Source organism: Actinomyces oris (genome assembly GCF_001929375.1).
Classification (GTDB): domain Bacteria; phylum Actinomycetota; class Actinomycetes; order Actinomycetales; family Actinomycetaceae; genus Actinomyces; species Actinomyces oris_B.
In genome coordinates, this window is sequence record NZ_MSGO01000016.1 from 16,319 (window position 1) to 34,536 (window position 18,218).

General features: G+C 71.4%; 16 protein-coding genes. 7 read left to right on the forward strand and 9 right to left on the reverse strand.

Translation table 11 applies throughout. The features are described from left to right. The 4 genes from BKH32_RS04865 to BKH32_RS04880 all read left to right on the forward strand — a co-directional run bounded on the left by BKH32_RS04865 (position 1) and on the right by BKH32_RS04880 (position 4,353). Positions 1-687, forward strand: a complete 687-nt coding sequence (locus BKH32_RS04865; RefSeq protein WP_075248895.1) for a DUF4129 domain-containing protein — start codon at positions 1-3, stop codon at positions 685-687. Continuing rightward, positions 684-1,895, forward strand: coding sequence for a DUF4350 domain-containing protein (locus BKH32_RS04870; protein WP_075248896.1), 1,212 nt, complete (start codon positions 684-686; stop codon positions 1,893-1,895). The genes BKH32_RS04865 and BKH32_RS04870 overlap by 4 nt, the downstream gene beginning before the upstream one ends. Continuing rightward, positions 1,892-2,995: an AAA family ATPase gene (locus BKH32_RS04875; protein ID WP_143222711.1), complete on the forward strand. Its 1,104-nt coding sequence runs from the start codon at positions 1,892-1,894 to the stop codon at positions 2,993-2,995. The genes BKH32_RS04870 and BKH32_RS04875 overlap by 4 nt, the downstream gene beginning before the upstream one ends. Before the next feature lie 65 nt (positions 2,996-3,060). After that, a complete protein-coding gene (locus tag BKH32_RS04880) occupies positions 3,061-4,353 on the forward strand; it encodes a DUF58 domain-containing protein (RefSeq protein WP_075248897.1) in 1,293 nt (430 codons plus the stop codon). A gap of 23 nt (positions 4,354-4,376) precedes the next feature. On the opposite strand, the gene BKH32_RS04885 is transcribed toward BKH32_RS04880, so the two are convergent. Further along, entirely contained in the window at positions 4,377-5,372 is a 996-nt protein-coding gene (locus BKH32_RS04885; protein WP_075248898.1) for a stage II sporulation protein M, read from the reverse strand. A gap of 14 nt (positions 5,373-5,386) precedes the next feature. On the opposite strand from BKH32_RS04885, the gene BKH32_RS04890 reads away from it, so the two are divergent. Next, positions 5,387-6,268, forward strand: a complete 882-nt coding sequence (locus BKH32_RS04890; RefSeq protein WP_075248899.1) for an RDD family protein — start codon at positions 5,387-5,389, stop codon at positions 6,266-6,268. Between the two features lie 58 nt (positions 6,269-6,326). On the opposite strand, the gene BKH32_RS04895 is transcribed toward BKH32_RS04890, so the two are convergent. Both BKH32_RS04895 and BKH32_RS04900 read right to left on the reverse strand, forming a co-directional pair. Beyond that, positions 6,327-6,563: a Trm112 family protein gene (locus tag BKH32_RS04895; protein WP_075248900.1), complete on the reverse strand. Its 237-nt coding sequence runs from the start codon at positions 6,561-6,563 to the stop codon at positions 6,327-6,329. Beyond that, a complete protein-coding gene (locus BKH32_RS04900; protein ID WP_075248901.1) occupies positions 6,560-6,994 on the reverse strand; it encodes a DUF3499 domain-containing protein in 435 nt (144 codons plus the stop codon). Before BKH32_RS04900 ends, BKH32_RS04895 begins: the two co-directional genes overlap by 4 nt. 60 nt (positions 6,995-7,054) lie before the next feature. On the opposite strand from BKH32_RS04900, the gene BKH32_RS14315 reads away from it, so the two are divergent. Further along, a complete protein-coding gene (locus BKH32_RS14315; protein ID WP_081376697.1) occupies positions 7,055-7,531 on the forward strand; it encodes a metallopeptidase family protein in 477 nt (158 codons plus the stop codon). Between the two features lie 112 nt (positions 7,532-7,643). On the opposite strand, the gene BKH32_RS04910 is transcribed toward BKH32_RS14315, so the two are convergent. From BKH32_RS04910 to BKH32_RS04920, 3 genes are read right to left on the reverse strand one after another with little or no spacing between them, the layout of a single operon-like run. Next, a complete protein-coding gene (locus BKH32_RS04910) occupies positions 7,644-9,347 on the reverse strand; it encodes a DUF5719 family protein (protein ID WP_075248902.1) in 1,704 nt (567 codons plus the stop codon). Continuing rightward, on the reverse strand, positions 9,344-13,315 hold the full coding sequence (locus tag BKH32_RS04915) for a glycosyltransferase (protein WP_075248903.1): 3,972 nt from the start codon (positions 13,313-13,315) through the stop codon (positions 9,344-9,346). Before BKH32_RS04915 ends, BKH32_RS04910 begins: the two co-directional genes overlap by 4 nt. Next, positions 13,312-13,632 (reverse strand): WhiB family transcriptional regulator, encoded by a 321-nt coding sequence (locus tag BKH32_RS04920; protein ID WP_003787027.1) that lies wholly within the window; start codon positions 13,630-13,632, stop codon positions 13,312-13,314. The genes BKH32_RS04915 and BKH32_RS04920 overlap by 4 nt, the downstream gene beginning before the upstream one ends. Positions 13,633-13,959: 327 nt before the next feature. Here BKH32_RS04920 and BKH32_RS04925 point away from each other — a divergent pair, with 327 nt between their 5' ends. Beyond that, positions 13,960-14,751, forward strand: coding sequence for a TIGR03089 family protein (locus BKH32_RS04925; RefSeq protein WP_075248904.1), 792 nt, complete (start codon positions 13,960-13,962; stop codon positions 14,749-14,751). Between the two features lie 33 nt (positions 14,752-14,784). Here BKH32_RS04925 and manA read toward each other — a convergent pair whose 3' ends face one another. The 3 genes from manA to BKH32_RS04940 form a co-directional block, all read right to left on the reverse strand. Continuing rightward, positions 14,785-15,975: a mannose-6-phosphate isomerase, class I gene (gene manA / locus BKH32_RS04930; protein ID WP_075248905.1), complete on the reverse strand. Its 1,191-nt coding sequence runs from the start codon at positions 15,973-15,975 to the stop codon at positions 14,785-14,787. Beyond that, the gene (locus BKH32_RS04935; protein WP_075248906.1) at positions 15,962-17,296 is read right to left on the reverse strand and encodes a glycosyltransferase 87 family protein; all 1,335 of its coding nucleotides are present in this window, start codon (positions 17,294-17,296) and stop codon (positions 15,962-15,964) included. The genes manA and BKH32_RS04935 overlap by 14 nt, the downstream gene beginning before the upstream one ends. A gap of 333 nt (positions 17,297-17,629) precedes the next feature. After that, positions 17,630-18,211: a dTDP-4-dehydrorhamnose 3,5-epimerase family protein gene (locus tag BKH32_RS04940; RefSeq protein WP_075248907.1), complete on the reverse strand. Its 582-nt coding sequence runs from the start codon at positions 18,209-18,211 to the stop codon at positions 17,630-17,632. Positions 18,212-18,218: the final 7 nt, after the last annotated feature.

Genomic DNA, 18,218 nt, shown 5'->3' on the forward strand with positions numbered 1-18,218 from the left:
GTGGTCCTTCTCAGCACGATCAGCATCGAGGCCCCGGCGACCCCAGACGCCGCCGAGGGCCGGCGCGCCGCAGGAAGGGAGCTCTCCCGCCCGATCTACCACGACCATCACGATCTGTGGGACCGGATCTGGAGCTGGATCCGGGAGCTCTTCGATGCCGGCAGCATGGTCCCGGGGGTTCCTTCCTGGGTGTCGACGACCATCGTGGTCCTCGTCGTCGCCGCCGGTATCGCGCTGCTGATCCTCCTGCTGACCAAGTTCTCCTCGGCACGCCGGGTAGCGACGCCGCCGTCGTTGTCAGTGCTCACCGACGACCGCGACGCCGCCACCCTGACCCGAGCCGCGAACGCGGCGTCCGCGCGAGCAGACTTCGCCACCGCCGTCGTCGAACGGTTCCGCGCCATCATCCGTTCCCTCGACGAACGCGGGATCATCGACGAGTACCCCGGCATGACGGCCCTCGAGGCGGCCGCGCTCACCCACCGGGCCCTCGGTGAGCACCGGGTCGTTGCCCCGCTGCACGAGGCCGCTCACCTGTTCGACGCCGTCCTCTACGGTCGAGTGGTCTCCACCAGCGCCCAGGACCAGCAGATGCGCGAGCTCGCCGATCAGATGGCCACGGTCGCGCTGCCCACCGGACGCGCCCTCGCCGGTGCCTCCGCCCAGGCCGCGGAGAGGCCTGCATGAGCACCTCCACGGCGACATCGCAGCACTCCACGCCCCCGCCCTCCCCGGTCGAGGCGTCCCAGGCCCAGGTGACGGGCCCCCACTGGTCCCGGCGCTGGCGCCGGTGGCGCCCGGTCTTCATCGCGGTGGCCCTCATGATCGTCCCCGTCCTGGTCACCGTGTGGACTCGGACCGTCACCTCCACGACCCCTCTGGCCATCGACAACCCCAAGGACTGGGGAACCATGGCCGTCGCCGAGCTACTGCGCCACGAGGGAGTCTCCGTGAGCAAGGCGGGCAGCCTCTCCGAGGCCGTGGATGCCGGCCGCCAGGGCGCGACCATCGCCGTGGTCAACGCCGACCGGCTCAGCGGCGAGGACAGGCGGGCCCTGGCCCAGGCGGGTGGAGACGTCGTCGTCATCGGCGCTGAGGGCGGCAGTGACGCTCTGGCGGGACTGACGGACATGACCGCCAAGGGCACCGCCGCAACGACCTCCACCACCCTGGTGCCGCAGTGCGACGACGCCGACGCCCAGGCCGCCCAGAGCCTGGCCGGCACGCGCGCCTCGGTGTCTTTGCAGGGCGATGACGACGCCGTCGGCTGCTTCCCGGTGGGCGAGGACCGTTACGCCTACGCCACGGACTCCCTGCCCAGCGGTGCCACGCTGCGTGTCCTGCCCGATCCCGCACCGGTGACCAACGCGCACCTGGCCCAGGAGGGGAACGCGGCCCTGGGCGTGCGCGCGCTGGGGCACCACAGCCGCCTGCTGTGGCTGGACGGACAACACATGGAGGCCCCCTCCGTGTGGAACTCCCCCTCCACACCGCCCTGGCTCCCGGTCCTCATCTTCCAGCTCCTCGTCATCGCCGGCGTGCTGGCGATCGTTCAGGGGCGTCGCTTCGGCGGCATCGTGAGTGAGGACCTGCCCGTCGTCGTGCGCTCCACCGAGACCATGGTGGCCCGCGGGCGTCTCTACCGTCAGGGCTCGGACCGGCCCCGGGCGGCTCAGGCCCTGCGCTCGGGCGCCGCGCTGCGTCTGGGTGCCGCGTTGGGCCTGCCCCCCGGGACCTCGCGCCGTGACGTCATCGCCGCCGTCTCCTCGGCCTCCGGCACCGCTGCCTCCACGGTGGACTCGCTTCTCTACGGTCCGCCGCCCTCCAGCGACAGCGCCCTGGCCACCTTGGCAGTTCAGCTCGACCAACTCGAGAGCGAGGTTCACTCCACATGAGCACGGACAGCACCGACCCCACCCGCGAGCCGGGCGTCGCAGGCGACGCGGACACCGAAGCCCCCCGCCCTCGGGTCCCCGAGGAGCCGGAGGCCTCAGGCACCCGCAGCACCACCAGGGTCTCCCCGCCATCCCCCACCGAGGAGGCCTCCTCCGACCCGCGCAAGCGCCTGGTGGCCGTGCGCAGCGAGGTGGGCAAGGCCGTCGTCGGCCAGGAGGCCGCGGTGACCGGGCTGGTCATCGCCCTGCTCGCCGGCGGGCACGTCCTGCTCGAGGGCGTCCCCGGCGTGGCCAAGACCCTCCTGGTGCGGTCGCTGGCCACCGCGCTGGACGTGGAGACCAAACGCATCCAGTTCACCCCCGACCTCATGCCGGGGGACGTCACCGGCTCACTCATCTACGACTCCCGCAGCGCCCAGTTCTCCTTCCGGGCCGGCCCCGTCTTCACCAACCTCCTGCTGGCCGACGAGATCAACCGCACCCCGCCCAAGACGCAGTCGGCACTGCTGGAGGCCATGGAGGAGCGCCAGGTCTCCATCGACGGCGAACCCCGGGCCCTGCCCGATCCGTTCATGGTGATCGCCACCCAGAACCCGGTGGAGTACGAGGGGACCTACCCGCTGCCGGAGGCCCAGCTGGACCGTTTCCTGCTCAAGCTGGTGCTGCCCCTGCCCGAGCGGGCCCAGGAGATCGAGGTGCTCTCCCGCCACGCCTCGGGATTCGATCCGCGAGACCTGCCCTCGGCAGGGCTGCGGCCGGTCGCCGAGGTCCAGGATCTGGCTCAGGCCCGCGCCCAGGTGAGCACCGTCGGAGTCACGCCGGAGGTGCTGGCCTACGCGGTGGATCTCGTACGCGCCACGCGATCCATGCCCTCGGTGGCCCTGGGGGTCTCGCCGCGCGGAGCCACGGCGCTCCTGGCCACGTCACGGGCCTGGGCATGGCTCGCCGGCAGGTCCTTCGTCACTCCCGATGACATCAAGGCGCTGGCCCTGCCGGCTCTGCGCCATCGCATCAAGCTGCACGCCGAGGCCGAGATGGAGGGCATCACCCCTCAGTCCGTCATCGAGGCCGTGCTGAGAACCGTTCCGGTCCCACGCTGAGGCATCGGCCGCCGGCGGCCAACAGCACAGAACCGATCACCTGACCGACTCACGACAGGAGTGGCATGTTCCTGACGATGCGCGCCGTGTGGGCGATGCTTGCGGGGATCGCCCTGGTCCTCATCGCGCCGCGCCCGGCCACCGTGCTGGCCTGGGCCGGCGTGGTCATGGTCCTCGTCGTGATCGACGTGGTCTGCGCCCCCTCGCCGGCGGTGCTGCGGGCCTCGCGCTCCGTGAGCCACGGAGTGCGGCTGGGAGAGTCGATCACCGAGACGCTGACGCTCACCAACACCGGTCGGCGCACGGCCCGCCTCCTGCTGCGCGATGCCTGGCCCCCCAGTGCCGGGGCGACCCACGAGCGCGGGACGATGACGCTCCCACCGGCCCAGCGCCGTCGGCATTCCACGGTGCTCACGCCCCGACGCCGGGGGGATCGCCGGGCGGGGCCGTTGACCGTCAGGGTGATGGGTCCTCTGGGCATCGCGGGGCGGCAGGCGTCATTGGACGTTCCCGCCTCCGTCCGGGTCCTGCCGGCCTTCCGCTCACGTCGCCACCTGCACTCGCGACTGGCCCGGCTGCGGGAGATGGATGGGCGCAGCGCCGTCATGGTGCGCGGGGAGGGGACCGAGTTCGACTCCCTGCGCGAGTACGTCGTCGGAGACGACGTGCGCTCCATCGACTGGCGCTCCACCGCCCGCCGGGGCGAGGTGCTGGTGCGCACCTGGCGCCCGGAGCGCGATCGCAGGGTTCTCATCATCATCGACTCGGGCCGCCTGTCCGCCGCCCGGCTGGGGGACGCCCCCAGGCTCGACGCCCAGATCGAGGCCACCCTGCTGCTGGCGGCCCTGGCCTCCCGCGCCGGCGACCGGGTCGACGTCCTGGCCATGGACGACGCCGTGCGCGCGCAGGTGCGCGGCAGCGCCGGACCGGGGCTCATGACCGAGCTGGCCGAGCACCTGACCGATGTGGAGCCGCGCCTGACCGAGCTCGACTGGGCCCTCGTGGCCTCCCTGGTGCGCACCACGCTCTCGCAGCGTGCACTGGTGGTGGTCATCTCCGCCCTGGACGGCAGCGCCGGGGACGCGACGATGATTCGGACGCTGGCGGCTCTGGCCCGGGATCACACGGTCGTTCTCGCCTCGGCCATGGACCCCGAGCTGGAGGAGCTCAGGGCGGCACGGGACGACACCGACTCGGTGTACGTGGCCGCCTCCGCGGAGAAGGACCTGGTGGAGATGCACGCCGTGCGCCGCCGCCTGAGCCGCGGTGGGGTGGAGGTCGTGGAGGCGCCCGACCAGGGGCTCGCTCCGGCACTGGCCGACCGCTACCTGGACCTCAAGGCGGCGGGGCGGCTATGAGGCGCACTGTGACGGCACCCGGCTCAGCCGGCCTCGGGCTGGACGTAGCCGGCCTCGTCGTCCTCGAGGTCCCCCGTGGCTCCTGCGACGACGGCGGAACGCCCCAGGATGAGGGTGTAGGCCCACAGCAGCGCCAGCGCGCCGGCTCCGATGATGATCTTGGCCGGCCAGGCGATGGGGGCCGGAGTCACGAAGGCCTCAATGATTCCAGCAACAGCCAGGGCGGCGGTCAGGCCCACGGCCACCGTGATGAGGGCGCGCCCCTCGGCGGCCAGCGCGGCGGCGCGACTGCGAGGGCCGGGGACCAGCAAGGTCCAGAAGAGCTTGAGTCCGGCCGCGCCGGCGATGAAGATGCAGGTCAGCTCCAGCAGGCCGTGAGGCGAGATGAGCGAGAGGAACACGCCGAGCATGTCGTGGTCGGCCATGATCGCCCCGGCCCGTCCCACGGAGACGGCGTTCTGGTACAGCGTGTAGAACGGCAGGAACCCCGTGATCCCTCCGGCCACGCAGATCGCTGCGATGCGGGCGTTATTCGTCCACACCGCAGCGGCGAAGTCGGGGGCGGAGTACGTGGAGTAGTAGGACTCGAAGGCCTCATGGGCGTAGGTGTCCAGCTTCTCGGGGCTGCCCAGAGCGGCCATGGCCTCAGGACTGCGCAGGGTCCACACCCCCACCACCAGCGCCAGGGCGATCTCGGCAACCATGACCCCGCAGGTCCACCATCGGATGCGGTACAGGGCCGCGGGCACGGACTGGAGAACGAAGCGGCGCACCGAGCGGCTCCGCACCTCCCGTGTTCCGGTCAGGCGGCCACGAGCCGCGGCCACTCGGGAGGACAGCTCGGCGATGAGCTGGGGATCCGGTGCGGCCGAGCGCACCCGCGACAGATGGCGGGCACAGGTGCGGTAGAGAGCCACGAGCTCATCGGTCTCAGCCCCGCTGAGGTGGCCGCGCCCCACGAGCACGTCGAGACGTTCCCACTGATCGCGGTGCGCCGCGGAGAAGGCATCAAGATCCACGCAAGGAGTCTGTCATGATGGCCGCATCGCCCACATCCTCCGAGCGAATGATCGAGCCCGAGCTGCTCATCACCGGTGAGGCAGTCGCCCTGGACATCACCCCGGCAACGGTCGCCAATCGCATGGTCTCGGGGCTCATCGACTACACCGTCTACGCCCTGGGGGCAGGACTGTCCGTGCTCGTGGTGATGGGACTGGTCATCGCCGACGGCTCGGACCTCGCTGAGAACCTCGCCTTCCTCCAGGCGCTGCTGTCCCTGGTCGCCCTGGCCTGGATGGTCGTCATCCCCCTGCTCGTCGAGCTCCTCAGCCGAGGCCGGAGCCTGGGCCGCATGGTGACCGGGGCCCGAGTGGTGCGCGACGACGGCGGGGCCGTCAGGCTGCGCCACTGCCTGGTGCGCACGCTGCTGGCCGTCGTCGAGATCTGGGGCACCTGGGCCGTACCGGCCCTGTGCGCCAGCATCGTCTCCAAGCGGGGGAAGAGGTTCGGGGACATGCTGGCCGGCACCTACGTGGTTCGGGAGCATCACCGCTCCCACACGGCGCCACCGCTGCTCATGCCCCCCGAGCTGGCCCAGTGGGCGGCGGGCACGGACCTGAGAGCCCTGCCCGGCAACCTGAGCCTGACGGCGCGCACCTTCCTGCAACGCGCCTCCTCCCTCGTGCCCGTCTCCCGCCACCAGCTGGGGCTGGAGCTGGCCTCTCAGGTCCAGGGATACGTCTCTCCCCCGCCTCCCGCGGGCACGCACCCCGAACGGTTCCTCGCCGCGGTCCTCACCGAGCGGCGCAACCGTGAGCTGGTGCTGGAGAGCCGCAACCGCCGGCTGGAGGAGGATGTGCTCCGAGACATGGCCCGTCCGCCCTATGAGGTGGGCCAAGAGACTCGACGACGCTGAGGCTCCCCGTACTCGTTCCCGGAACGGGGCATCCGGGCCGGGACAGGGGCGTGCCGCCTCATCGGCGCGGGTCGGGCGCGGGAGCGCGCGATGCCTCGTGAATCAGGAGGATCGGCACGCCGTCGCGCACCGGAAAGGCCAGCCCCGTGCTCCGGGAGACCAGCGTCGGGCGACCGGCCTCGTCGACGCCGTCAACGAGCTCGTCGCCGCTCAGCGGGCAGCGCAGGGCGGACCGCAGCCCCGAGGGGAGGACGCCACTGCGCTCGGGCACGGGTACGTCGTCCGACCGGCTCATGCGTCGCCCTTCTGTCCGCGCAGGACCCGCAGGTGCCCGCGCCGCAGGATCTCGTCCTCGGCGATCTCCGGCGGGGGCGGCAGCGGGGCCGTCAGGGAGGCCGGCATGATCCCGCCGGGGCGGGGCCGGTGCTCGGCCGGCGAGACGACCGGGCGCGGGGCGCGAGAGGCCTCACGAACGGCGTCGGCCAGGGCCAGGAGGTCGTCCTCGCTGGGTGGCGCCGGCTCGAACTCGGTGGCCAGGCGGATGATCTGCCAACCCCTCGGGGCCGTGAAGGAGGAGACGTGCTTATCGCACAGGTCATAGGCCTCGGGCTGGGCCTCGGTGGCCAATGGTCCCAGCACGATGGTGGAGTCCGCGTAGACGGAAGTCAGAGTGGCCACGGCTGGGCGCTCGCAGCCGGGCTTGCGGCAGTGTCGGACTCTTCTCACGCTCGCAGGTTACCGTGCCGTTGCCCGCCGGTCATCCAGACGCCGCCTAGGCTGGCCGATGTGACCGACCTGTTCCCCTTCTCGCCCGGGCGGATTCCCCCGCGATCCGCCACTGCACCGGGGCGGCGCCCGAGCAGTCGTCGTGACCGTCACGGCCGGGGGCTGCGCGGTCCGCTCCTGCCGCCGAACCTGCCGGCCTGGCGCACCCGCGCCGAGCGCTTCGACGAGCTCGTCGTGGACGCGGCCCAGGACCTGGCCAGACGCTGGCCGTCGGTGGATCAGATCCAGTTCGCCGTCGAGGAGGTCCCGCCCTCGGATCCGGCGCCCTGGGAGCGCTCGGTCGTGCTGGGACGCGGCTTCACCGCGGAGCCTCGCGCGGGACTGCCGGCGCGCGTGGTCATCTACCGGCGACCGGTGGCCTCCCGGGCCACGAACGAGGCCGAGCTGGCCGACCTGGTGCACCGTGTCGTCGTCGAGCAGGTGGCCCTCATGCTGGGACGCCGACCCGAGGAGATCGATCCGGGTTCGGCGCTGTGAACCGTCGGCGCGCTTCTTCGAGCCGGGCGGATTTCGCGAAGCCCTACCGTTTTTCCGCCCGGCTACGCGAAGAATGCCCGGTTGGGTGAGAAGAACGAGAAGGAGGCGTGCGTCAGTCCAGCAGGATGCGACGCTGGGCCTGAACGGTGGCGTCGGGCTGAGCCGGCACCGTGGAGATGAGCGTCCCGGCCAGGTCTCCGCCGGCCTGCGCGGTCACGATGGTGGCGGCGGCCAGGCCGCTGGCGGCGCGCGAGGTCCCCGACGAGCCCTCCTGGCCGGCCGCGCTCAGGCGGAGGGCGGCGACCTTGTCCGGCACCTCGACGACGACGGAGGCGCCCTTGACGACCTTGACGTCCTGCTTCCAGGAGCCGTCGAGGGAGGACAGGGTGACTGAGGTGGTCTCACCGCTGTTGGCCACGGCGACCGCCGAGCTCAGGGAGGCCGCGCGCGGCACCGCCAGCAGGCCGGAGTCCGCGGCTCCCGGCAGCGCGGCCTGCGCCCACGCCTGGTCGTGGACGAGGGCCTTGGAGCGCGCGGGGTACTCACCACCGCTGCGCACCACGCGGACGGCGGCTCCCACCGGCGCACTCGAGGTGACCTGCACGCCGTAGGTGCCCGCGGGCACGCCGGCCAGCTGGATGTCGAAGACGGAGCCGGCGTCGATGGTCACGGACTGCGCCCCGCTCAGTGGACGGGCCCCGTCCTTGCCGAGCATGGTCACCGACACGGTCGCCGGGGCCGCTCCGGGGTTGACGATGCGCACGGCCGGGGTGTCGGAGGAGTCGGCGCCGGTCTTGGCATCGGGAACCTCGCCCTGTGCGGCGGGCTCGACGATCTCCACGCCGGGGATCACGAGGTCGGTGGCCGGGGCGGCTCCCGGGGTGATGACGTCGGTGCCGGCGGGGGTCTCCCCGTCGAGGGACTCGGTGACGAGCGCGGGCACCACGGAGCCGCCGTCGGCCTCGACGGATACGGCGATGCGCGGGTCCTGGCTGCCCTTCGTCTCCAGGGCCAGGGAGGAGGAGCCGCCGGCGGGCACAGTGATCTCCCCGTTGCTGGGCAGGCTGAGTCTGCCGATGGAACCGTAGAGGGTGACCTTCGCGGTGGCGGGGGTGACGCCGGGGTTGACCAGCCGCAGCTCGGCCGACGAGCCCGCTGCGATGGATCCGCCCACGATCCAGGACATGGCGGCCGGCTGGGTGCAGGGGGCGGCGGTGAGACCGCGCAGGTCACCGCTCTTGACCAGAGTCGTCACCGCCCCGACGGCGTTGGCCACCTGGCCGTCCGCGGGCACGAGGGTGAGGATGCCGCCCTCGGCGGTGTTCGTGGAGGTGGCGGTGTCGGTGGGGATGGTCCGACCCGCGTAGGTGGCCGACTGGGCGGTCCCGGCTCCCTTCGCCGGAACGATGGCGGTGGTGGACTCCATGGCGCCGACGTCGGTGCCCCGCAACGTGTTGGTGGGCGCGTGCGGGCACACGTATGTGGTGGCGCCTCCGGGCTGGGCCAGGCTCAGGGCCTGCAGCTGCGGGGTCGGCGTGGTCGGCGCGGCGTGCCCCCACCAGGTGACGCCTCCGACAGCGGCGGCGAGCGCGAGCGAGGTCAGGACGCCGGCGCCGCGAGCGACTGTCCGCCCCAGCGACCGGCGGTGCCGCCTGGTGCTGGCAGAGCTCCTCCGACGCTTCGTGGGAGTGGTGTCGGTCTCGTCCTCGGCCAGTTCCGGGTCCGGGCTCGCCGACTCGTGCTGCGGGGTCTGGGGCTCGGACTTCTCCCGTGAGTCCTGCTGGCTGTCGGCGTCGTCCTGACGGGGCCGGGTCATGAGGCCATCTCCTTTCCGCGTCGCAGGGGCAGTGCCGCCACCAGGGTCAGGGCCCAGACGGCCCAGATCGTGTAGGTCGCGGCGGCGGTGGACGTACGGGTGTGGGTGATCACCAGCTCCCCGCCCTCGGAGCCGACGGTGAAGGCCTGCTTCCAGCTGCCGTCCGATGCGGGAACCGTGGTGGCCTCGAGACGCCTGCCATCGAGGGTGGCGCGCCAGCCGGCGTCGGAGCGCTCCACCATGACGAGGGTACGGGGGCCCGATCCGGCGGGGATACGGGTGCGGGTTCCCGAACCGGTACCGGTGGAGGCGACCGGGGTGACCTCACCACCGGCGTCGACAAGGCTCAGGCGGGCCGAGTCGGGGTGCGCCGAGGACGTGACCCGCCAGGAGTTGCCCGAGGCGGTCTGGGCGAGCTGCTCCAGTCCCGGCGTCGAGGCCAGGCCCACGCGGGCCTCGGCGGTGACGGAGTCGCTCTCCTTGTCGTCGAGCAGGACGACGGCGATGCCGTGGGCCGCCAGGGCGTCGGCGGCCCCCTTGTCCTGGCCGGCGGTGGCGCGGGTGACGATCTGGGCGAGCTCGGCGTCAGCCGGGTCGTCCAGGACGAGGGCCTGGGTGGCGGAGGAGGCGCTGCGTTTGGTCCCCGGGCCGTTCTTGGCCGGCTTGAGTCCGGGATCGGCCAGTGCCGCTGCGCCGCGGGTGCGCGCCTTGACGTTGACCGCTCCGGGCAGGACGTCGCTGACCTGGGTGCCGGGCCCGCGCCAGATGGTGGCTTGGAGCCCCTGAGGTGTCGAGGTCAGTCTGAGGACTCTTCCGGCCGCCTGAGACCCCTGGAACTGCCCGGCGATGAGGGGGATCTGCTGGGGCGTGGAGTGCAGAACCAGGACCTGCGGGTTGCTGCCGCGGTGGGCCTGGTAGGACCAGACGCCACCGATCACCACCGGGGCGAGCAGGACGAGGCAGGCCGCGGTCGTGAAGGCCGCCCTGAGGCGGCGCGACCCCCTGCGCCTCACCGTGGAGTCAGCGGCCGTGGAGGACGTCGCGTCGGTCTCCTTCCGCCTCCTGCGCTCCAGTGCTCGACGGCCGCCCCGGGACCGCTGTGCGATGAGGGCCCAGATGGTCTCACCGGCAGTCAGGGCCGCCGCGAGGAAGCCGCTCAGCGCCAAGGAGAGACCGGCCCCGGACCATCCGTTGACGGGAGCCAGGCCGCCTCCGGCGACGTCCGGCCCCAGCCCGGTCGGGGTGCGCAGGCTGAGCCCTGCCAGGATGAGCCCGCCCAGGGCCAGGAGGATGCCGGTGCGGGCCACCCGGACGCGCCGGGAGACGAAGAGACCGACGACGCCGAGGGCCGGGACCAGCGCGAGCAGTACCCGCAGCAGGGCGCTCAAGGCCCCCGAGGACGTGAGGGCGCCCAGGTCCACCGGGGAGCCGACCAGCAGATCGAGGCTGCTGGGCGCCGGTACGGAGACGGGCAGGCCGATGTCGGTCAGCAGCAGCCGGACCCCCTCGGCCCATCCTGCGCTCCGGCCCAGGCGCCAGGCGCCCCACCAGGCCGGGGCGGCGGTGGCCAGCATGGGTACCAGGGTGAGGACGAGCTTGAACCCGCGTCGTGTGGTCACCGACAGCAGCAGGACGATGACGGCCAGCACGGCGGCGGTGGCCGGGACGGCCGCAACGACGACGCTCAGCAGCAGTCCTGCGACTGCGGCGGCCGTCGCCGACCCGTAGCCGTACTTCTCGGTGGAGGGCAGGTCGACCTCGGCCTCACCGCCGTCATGAGCGCCATCGTCCGGGGCGTCATCCGGGGCGGGGGTCTGCTCAGCAGCCCCATCCTGGGAGGTCTCGGAATCGCCCGCAGAGTCCTCAGCGTCCGCAGTGTCCTCAGCGTCCTTGGCGTTGTCGGCCTTCGACTCGGCCTGCGCCTCCTCATCCAGGTGGGCGAGGTCGGTGACCTTCTCGGTGGAGAAGCGGTCGAGCTCGGCGCGCTCCTCGTCGGTGAGCAGATGGGCACCCACCAGCCCGGACAGAACGAGGTCCCGCCGGTCGGCGCCCACGGCGCGGGCCAGGGCCAGCAGCGCCCAGGGAAGAACGAGGTGGACCAGGAGAGCGCCGAGGCGCCCCTGGCCCACGGCGAGCAGGAGAGTGGGAGACAGGGCCCATACGAGTGCCGCCCAGGCCCGCAGCGCCACCTTCCGGGTCATCGTGCCCGCGGCGAACCAGGCCCCCAGCGCCGCCAGGGGCACGGCCAGGAGCACCAGGGCGCTGATGAGCGCACTGGTCTCCAGCCCCACCAGCTGTCCCAGCGCCGCCGGCACGGCCAGAATGGCCAGCAACGGGGTGACGCCGCCCGGGTAGCCGTCCGCGGTGGAGATCCAGGTGCTCCAGGCGGTGTCCCACATCTGACGCCAGTCGTCGCTGAACAGGGGCAGGGCCCCACCGGTGATGGAACGGGTGAGCAGCAGCCGGGACAGACCGTAGGTGCTCAGCGCCAGGACCAGCACCATGACCGCGCTCAGGGTGTGGCGCCGGCTGCGGGCCAGTGCGGCGAGCTCGCGCAGCTCGAGCTCGCTGGGGGCCGCCGCTCGGGCGCGACGCTCGCGCTCCTGGCGGGTGCGGTCACGGCGCACCCCGCGGATCTCGGCCGGCGTGACGTAGAGACGCCCCAGTGCGGATACAGGCGCCTTGGTGTGCTGGGCGAGCCGGCGCCTGGCGGCTCTGACCCGTCGACCACGTCCGGCCACGGCCAGAGCCGCACCGAGCTCGTCGCGGGCCAGCGCCGGAGCCTTGGAGGCCAGGCGCCACACGAAACGCATCAGTCCGAGAACGACGAACCAGGTCAGCAGCAGGCCGATGGGCCGGGTGGAGAAGGCCGCCCAGTTGGTGAGCTGGGCGCTGCGCCGGGCCCGGAAGGACCTCTCCGGGTCGGGCTCGGGGAGCGTGACCTCAATGACCTCGGCATCGGTGCGGGGCTGCGCGCTGGAGGAGTGCGAGACGGACGCGGGACGGCGAAGCCCCTGGTAGGAGGCCCGTCGGTGGCGGATGACGGCGGTGGGTTCGACGATGACGCGGTATCCGGCCAGGCGCGCGGCGCGCGAGAGCTCCAAGCCGTCACCGAAGGGGCCGAGCCACGGGGCGATGCCGCCGATCTCCTCCCACACGGCGCGGTCGATAAGGGCTCCGGCGGTTCCCACGGCCAGGACATCGCTGCGGTCGTCGTGCTGGCCCTGGTCGACCTCTCCGGGGACGATGTCGTTGGCGCGCCGGGCCGAGGCCGTGGCGCGCAGCCCGACCTCCAGGAGCAGCTCAGGATTGTCCCAGCCCACCTGCTTGGGCCCGACGACTCCCACCGAGCGCGCATTGGTCGCGGCGGTGAGGAGCCGCTCGAGGCAGTCCTCGGCAGGAGCGGAGTCGTCATGGAGCAGCCAGAACCACACCTGGTGCTCCGGCATCTCCGGGGTGGCCTCGGTGGGGGCCACGAGCCGCTGCTCGTAGGCGGTGATCGGTGAGAGGGCTCCGGTGGGGCCGGTGATGGGACCGGAGCCCGACAGCAGCAGGTCCCGTACCGAGGTGCGCGGCCCGCTCGAGGCGGTGTCACCGTCTGCGCCCTCTGCGCCGTCGACGGCCTCTAAGCTGCGGCGCCTACGGTTGCCGACGGCGACGAGGCCGGCGTAGGCGGTCAGCCCCCGGGAGACGGCGTCCCCGAAGTTCTTGGCCTCCTTGGCCCTGACGACGCGCACCGCGGTGACGGCGCCCAGTCCCGACCTCTCAACGAGCTCCTCGATCGGAGTCCCGTCTCCCAGCCCGTTGGCTCGCGAGGCGACATCGACGACGAGGACGACGTCGGGCGCGCAGGTCTGTGAAGTGATCGCGGACAGTGTCTGCGCCAGAAACGGGCTCGCCCCGGCCGACACGACGACGGCCAGGGCTCCTACCCGACTGGCTCCCTGTGCGGAGCCGGGGCGGGTCATACTGCGCGACGCTTGAGCTTGCGCCGCTCGCGCTCCGACATGCCGCCCCAGATACCGAAGCGCTCATCGTTGGCGAGAGCGTACTCGAGGCACTCCTCACGAACCTCGCAAGTCGCACAGACTCGCTTGGCCTCACGTGTGGAACCGCCCTTCTCAGGGAAGAAGGCCTCTGGGTCCGTCTGAGCGCACAGAGCACGCTCCTGCCACGCCAGAGGACCTTCATCGACGTCGTCACCGCCGCCGAAGAGGAGCGACAGTACCTCCGCGTCAGGCTCCTCCGGGTGCTTCAGTGGGCCGTCGCCGAGGATGTTCCACATGCCGGCCTCCCTTCGATCCGAGCTTCTTGCCAGTAAGAATTACATGCGTGTGAGACAAGGCCAGTCAAGCCGGCGAGGGAAACTTCACCCTCTCGTGACCGTTGACATCATCCCTTGACATATCAAGGAATACCCCATCTGGTTGCCACCATATGTTGACTTCCTACAAATCCCCTGAGAGGCTCCCACCGCCTGGCTGACAGTAGAAATTCACACGGTGTTTCAGAGGATTTCAGGGCACTTGACGCACGGTCGCATATTGCCCCGACCGGCTGGACGCCACCAGGGAAGTTCCTGAAAGTCGGTGGATCTGCTTCAATCGTAGTCATGCGCGACCCCCTGCTGCCGCTGCTCCCCGGCCCTCACGACGCCGACAGACCGTGGCTCATTTGTTATGGAATCGACGAACGAGTCGAGCTGACCGGACACGTCCTGTCCATGTGGCTGGCGAAGATCGCGGGGTTCGTCACATCGGAGTCGGGGCCCGGTGACGGAGTCCATGTGGCGCTCCCTCCGCACTGGCGGACCGTCGCCTGGGCGTGCGGTACGTGGGTGGCGGGACGCGGCGTGCTCCTGGGGAGCAGCGAGCAGATCCGTGCCGCCGGCCTCGTCCCCGAGCTGAGCGTGGCCTTCACCCCGGAGAGCCTCTGCGAGGAGGCCGAGGCGCAGGTGCTGGTACCGCCCGCCCCGCTGGCGCTGCGCTGGCCGGGAGAGCTGCCCGCCCTCGTGCTCGACGGCGCCGCCGACCTCATGCACTATCCCGACCGCTTCACGCCGGTAAGCGCCGCCGGCGACCTGATGTGCCTCAGTGACCTCACCACTGAGATGGCAGCACCTGCAGCTCCGGGCGCTCCAGCGGGCACCGGCCCGTCAGGCGATCGGCCCACCGCCCTGACGCGAGCCCAGCTGGTGGCCCGGGTCGAGGCGGCCTGCGCGTCGACGGGGGCCGACAAGCGCTCCGCCTCGCGTGCCGTCCTGGTGCGCAGCCCCGACACGGCCCAGATGCTCCAGGAGGTCCTGGTCGCCTGGCGCACCGGGCGCACGGCGGTGGTGCTCACCCCCGAGGCGGGTGACGACGTCGCCGCGGCCGCTGTCCGGCAGGAGGGCATCACCGGATGAGCCGGCGGGCCTCAACCCCGCTGAGCACCGGGGTCAGGGGACGTCGGCCTGGACGAGGGTACCCTCCCCCTCCACGAACAGGCTGCGTTCATCGGCACCGACGAACACGGCCTCGCCCTGGGCGAGTGTCTGGGAGTCGGCCTGGGTCACCAGTGTCATGGCGCCCTCGACGGCCAGGAGGATGCGCGGTCCCCGTCCGGGGACCGGCAGGCGCCCGTCGGCGGCCACCACGGTGGTGACCATGAGCTCGAAGTCATCCACCGGCGCGTAGTAGGCGCGGGTGGCGCGAGAGAGGTACTCGGGGGCGGGGCGTACCGGCGGCGCCGCCACATAGTCGACGCAGGCCAGCATCTCGGGGACGTCGATGTGCTTGGCGGTCAGTCCGGCGCGCAGCACGTTGTCCGAGGAGGCCATGACCTCCACGCCCAGACCGGAGATGTAGGCGTGCACGCTTCCCGCGGGCACGAACAGCGCCTCACCGGGCTGCAGGGTGACGGGGTTGAGCAGGAGCGCGGCGGCGATGCCGGGGTCCCCGGGGAAGGTGTCCGCCATCTTCACGACGTTGGAGTCCACCCGCGGCGACGGGGACGTGCCGGCCTCGAACCTGGCGGAGATCTCGGTGACGAGGGCGTCGATCTCCTGGGGGCTTGGACGGGTGGCGGCCGAGACGACGTCGGAGAAGACCTGCCGGATGCCGTAGCGGGTGGGGTTGAGGCGCAGGGTGCGGCGCATCCTGCGGGCCAGGGGGCTGTCCAGGCCGGAGAGGACCTCGACGGCGCGGCGCGGGGCCCGGAAACCGGCAACGGCCTGGAAGCGGGTGAGGGCCAGGACCATCTCCGGCTTGTGGTTCGTGTCCTTGTAGTTGCGGCAGGGGTGGTCCAGGGCGATACCCGCCTCGTCCTCCAGGGCGTAGCCCTCGGCGGCCTGGGCCTGACTGGGGTGGACCTGGAGGGACAGGGGCTGCTCGGGCGCGATGAGCTTGAGGAGGAAGGGCAGTCGGCGCCCGAAGCGCCAGATGATGTCCTCACCCAGGAGGCGCTCGGGCTCGGCGTCGATGAGCTCGGACAGAACGCCGCCCTCGGCGACCTGGGCGGGACCGGCCGGGTGGGATCCGTACCAGGCCTCGGCCCAGGGGGAGCCGTCGTCGGCCCTGCCCAGGAGGGCGGGGATGGCGGAGGTCGACCCCCAGGAGTACTGCTGTCGGGCAGGCTCAAGTCGTCTCATAGTGCCTCACCGTACCGGCACCGGATCCCAGCTGAGCTCGTGAGGGAGTCCTTCGGATACTTCTCCCCCATGAGACTCGACGCCACATGTGAGGAAGTGGCGCCCGGGTGGATTGGGAGGCGGCGGGGGCGGGCAGGCGGGGCACGATGACCAGAATGGCGGTGGCCCAGTAGACGTAGACGCCGGAGGCCAGGACCGCGAGCAGGTTCCACTGGGGGGAGCCGTAGCGCACGAGGTGTTCGGGGAAGTGGGTGGGGGCGATCAGCATGACGACGCCGCTGCCCACCGCCGCCAGGCACTCGAGATCCCACCCGGTTCTGCGCGCGCCTGAGGCGAGCCCGACGACGGCCCGCCACACAAGGGTCATGACGAGGGGAAGGGCGAAGACCCAGTGGTGCACCCAGGCCACGGGCGAGACCATCGGGGCGATGAGACCGACGATGCCGAAGGCGAGCAGGTCATCGCCGTGGCCAGTCAGGCGCGCGGACTGCCGAGCGATGACATACACGACGGCGATGGCCAGCACCATCCAGACAGCAGATGACAAGGGAGCCGGGAGAACTCTGGAGAGCAGTCCACGCAGCGACTGGTTCTCGGTGTCCCACCAGGTGGAGGCGACTCGGGTGGAGTCCCATACGGCCGACCCCCAGAAGGTCAGGGACTCCCCGGGGGCGATGAGGAATCCGATACCGGTGCAGGTGGCAGCACTGCCCAGTGAGACGAGCAGCGCCCGCCAGTCACGTCTGAACAGCGGCAGCAGGAGGAAGACGGCGGGGGTCAGCTTGACAGCGATGGCGATGCCGGTGAGCAGGCCACGCGGCCAGGGAGTCCGGCGGGGGAGCCAGTCGGCGGCCAGCAGGGTGATGAGGAAGAGCCCGACCTGTCCCCATGTCAGGTGCGAGACCACAGGCATGAGCAGAGCCAGGGCGTTGGCGGCGGCCAGCGCGGTCCAGGCTCCACCGCCGCAGCGGCGGATAACGATCCAGGAGAGGATGACGAGCGCCGCCAGGCAGGCCACGGTGTGGGCGGCCGCCGCTCGTACCGGGCCGCCGAGCGCCGTGCCTGTGAGCAGGGCGGCCCCGAAGGGCGGGTAGGTGAAGTACATGAGGAAGCCGGGCACCCCGGTGTCGAGCGGCTCGGCATAGAGGGGCTGACCGTGGAGGAGATGCTGCGCCCCCACCCGATAGACGAGGAAGTCAATGTGCAGCTCCGGCTGAAGAGCGGCGTCGAGGAGGGCACCGACAACTGTCACCAGCGACCACAGGACAATGAGGGCGTGGGCTGCCCTGGTCGTGCCCCAGCGCGGTAGCGCAGTATCCATATGAGGTTCTCTTTCCAGCCGACGGGAAGGACCCGGGGCGGGTGACGAGAGAGGACTCGTTGAGGGTCACCGCACACCGGAGCAGAACCTGAACAGTCTCCGGAAAACGTCCCAGAGAACCCTGAGCCCAACCCTGCCGACCGGGAGTATTCCACTGATCGACGCCCCCATCCACCTCAGCGGCGCACCGACCTCAATTCGTGACTCTGTTCTTCATCACAGTGTTCGCTGCTGCGCACCTGCCCCGGGAAAAGCTCGCACCCCCCTCTCTGGTGACCGCGGGAGCACCGGTGAGGGTGACGTCGAAGGCAAGCCGGCCTCACGCAGGTCCTCCTAGCCGTCCGTCTCCGGAGCCGGGAAGGGGGTGACGTCGGCCAGACGGGGGTGCGCCTTGTCCTTGTCGGAGAGGATGGCCTCACTCAGCTCGATCGGCCAGGGCACGTTCACCGTCTCATCGGCCAGGTTGAGGAAGGTGTACCGGGCGTCGGCCGACCAGTGGTCGTTGACCAGGTAGGTGTAGGCGGTATTGGGCTCCAGCGTCTGATAGGCGTTGCCCACGCCCCGAGGCACGAACACCGCCACCGACGGGTCGATCTCACAGGTGTAGACGGCCCCGAAGGAGGGCCCCTCGCGCAGGTCCGCCCAGGCGCCGAAGACGCGGCCGGTGGCCACCGAGACGAACTTGTCCCAGGGCTCGGCGTGGATGCCCCGGGTGACCCCGACCTCGTTGTTGAAGGAGATGTTGTTCTGAACCGGCCCGAAGTCCGGCAGCCCCAGGGCCAGCATCTTCTCCCTCTGCCAGTTCTCCTTGAACCAGCCGCGGTTGTCCCCGTGAACAGTCAGGTCGATCCGCAGGAATCCCGGAATCGACGTCTCCTCGATGGCGAGCGGCTTGCCCAGCTCGATCTGCCCCATTGATGGC

Bases quoted from the DNA above. Each gene is read 5' to 3' on its own strand.
- BKH32_RS04870 (WP_075248896.1), top strand. From the start codon at position 684: ATGAGCACCTCCACGGCGACATCGCAGCACTCCACGCCCCCGCCCTCC.
- BKH32_RS04875 (WP_143222711.1), top strand. From the start codon at position 1,892: ATGAGCACGGACAGCACCGACCCCACCCGCGAGCCGGGCGTCGCAGGC.
- BKH32_RS04880 (WP_075248897.1), top strand. From the start codon at position 3,061: ATGTTCCTGACGATGCGCGCCGTGTGGGCGATGCTTGCGGGGATCGCC.
- BKH32_RS04890 (WP_075248899.1), top strand. From the start codon at position 5,387: ATGATGGCCGCATCGCCCACATCCTCCGAGCGAATGATCGAGCCCGAG.
- BKH32_RS04895 (WP_075248900.1), bottom strand. From the start codon at position 6,563: ATGAGCCGGTCGGACGACGTACCCGTGCCCGAGCGCAGTGGCGTCCTC.
- BKH32_RS04910 (WP_075248902.1), bottom strand. From the start codon at position 9,347: ATGACCCGGCCCCGTCAGGACGACGCCGACAGCCAGCAGGACTCACGG.
- BKH32_RS04915 (WP_075248903.1), bottom strand. From the start codon at position 13,315: ATGACCCGCCCCGGCTCCGCACAGGGAGCCAGTCGGGTAGGAGCCCTG.
- BKH32_RS04920 (WP_003787027.1), bottom strand. From the start codon at position 13,632: ATGTGGAACATCCTCGGCGACGGCCCACTGAAGCACCCGGAGGAGCCT.
- BKH32_RS04925 (WP_075248904.1), top strand. From the start codon at position 13,960: ATGCGCGACCCCCTGCTGCCGCTGCTCCCCGGCCCTCACGACGCCGAC.
- manA (WP_075248905.1), bottom strand. From the start codon at position 15,975: ATGAGACGACTTGAGCCTGCCCGACAGCAGTACTCCTGGGGGTCGACC.
- BKH32_RS04935 (WP_075248906.1), bottom strand. From the start codon at position 17,296: ATGGATACTGCGCTACCGCGCTGGGGCACGACCAGGGCAGCCCACGCC.
- BKH32_RS04940 (WP_075248907.1), bottom strand. From the start codon at position 18,211: ATGGGGCAGATCGAGCTGGGCAAGCCGCTCGCCATCGAGGAGACGTCG.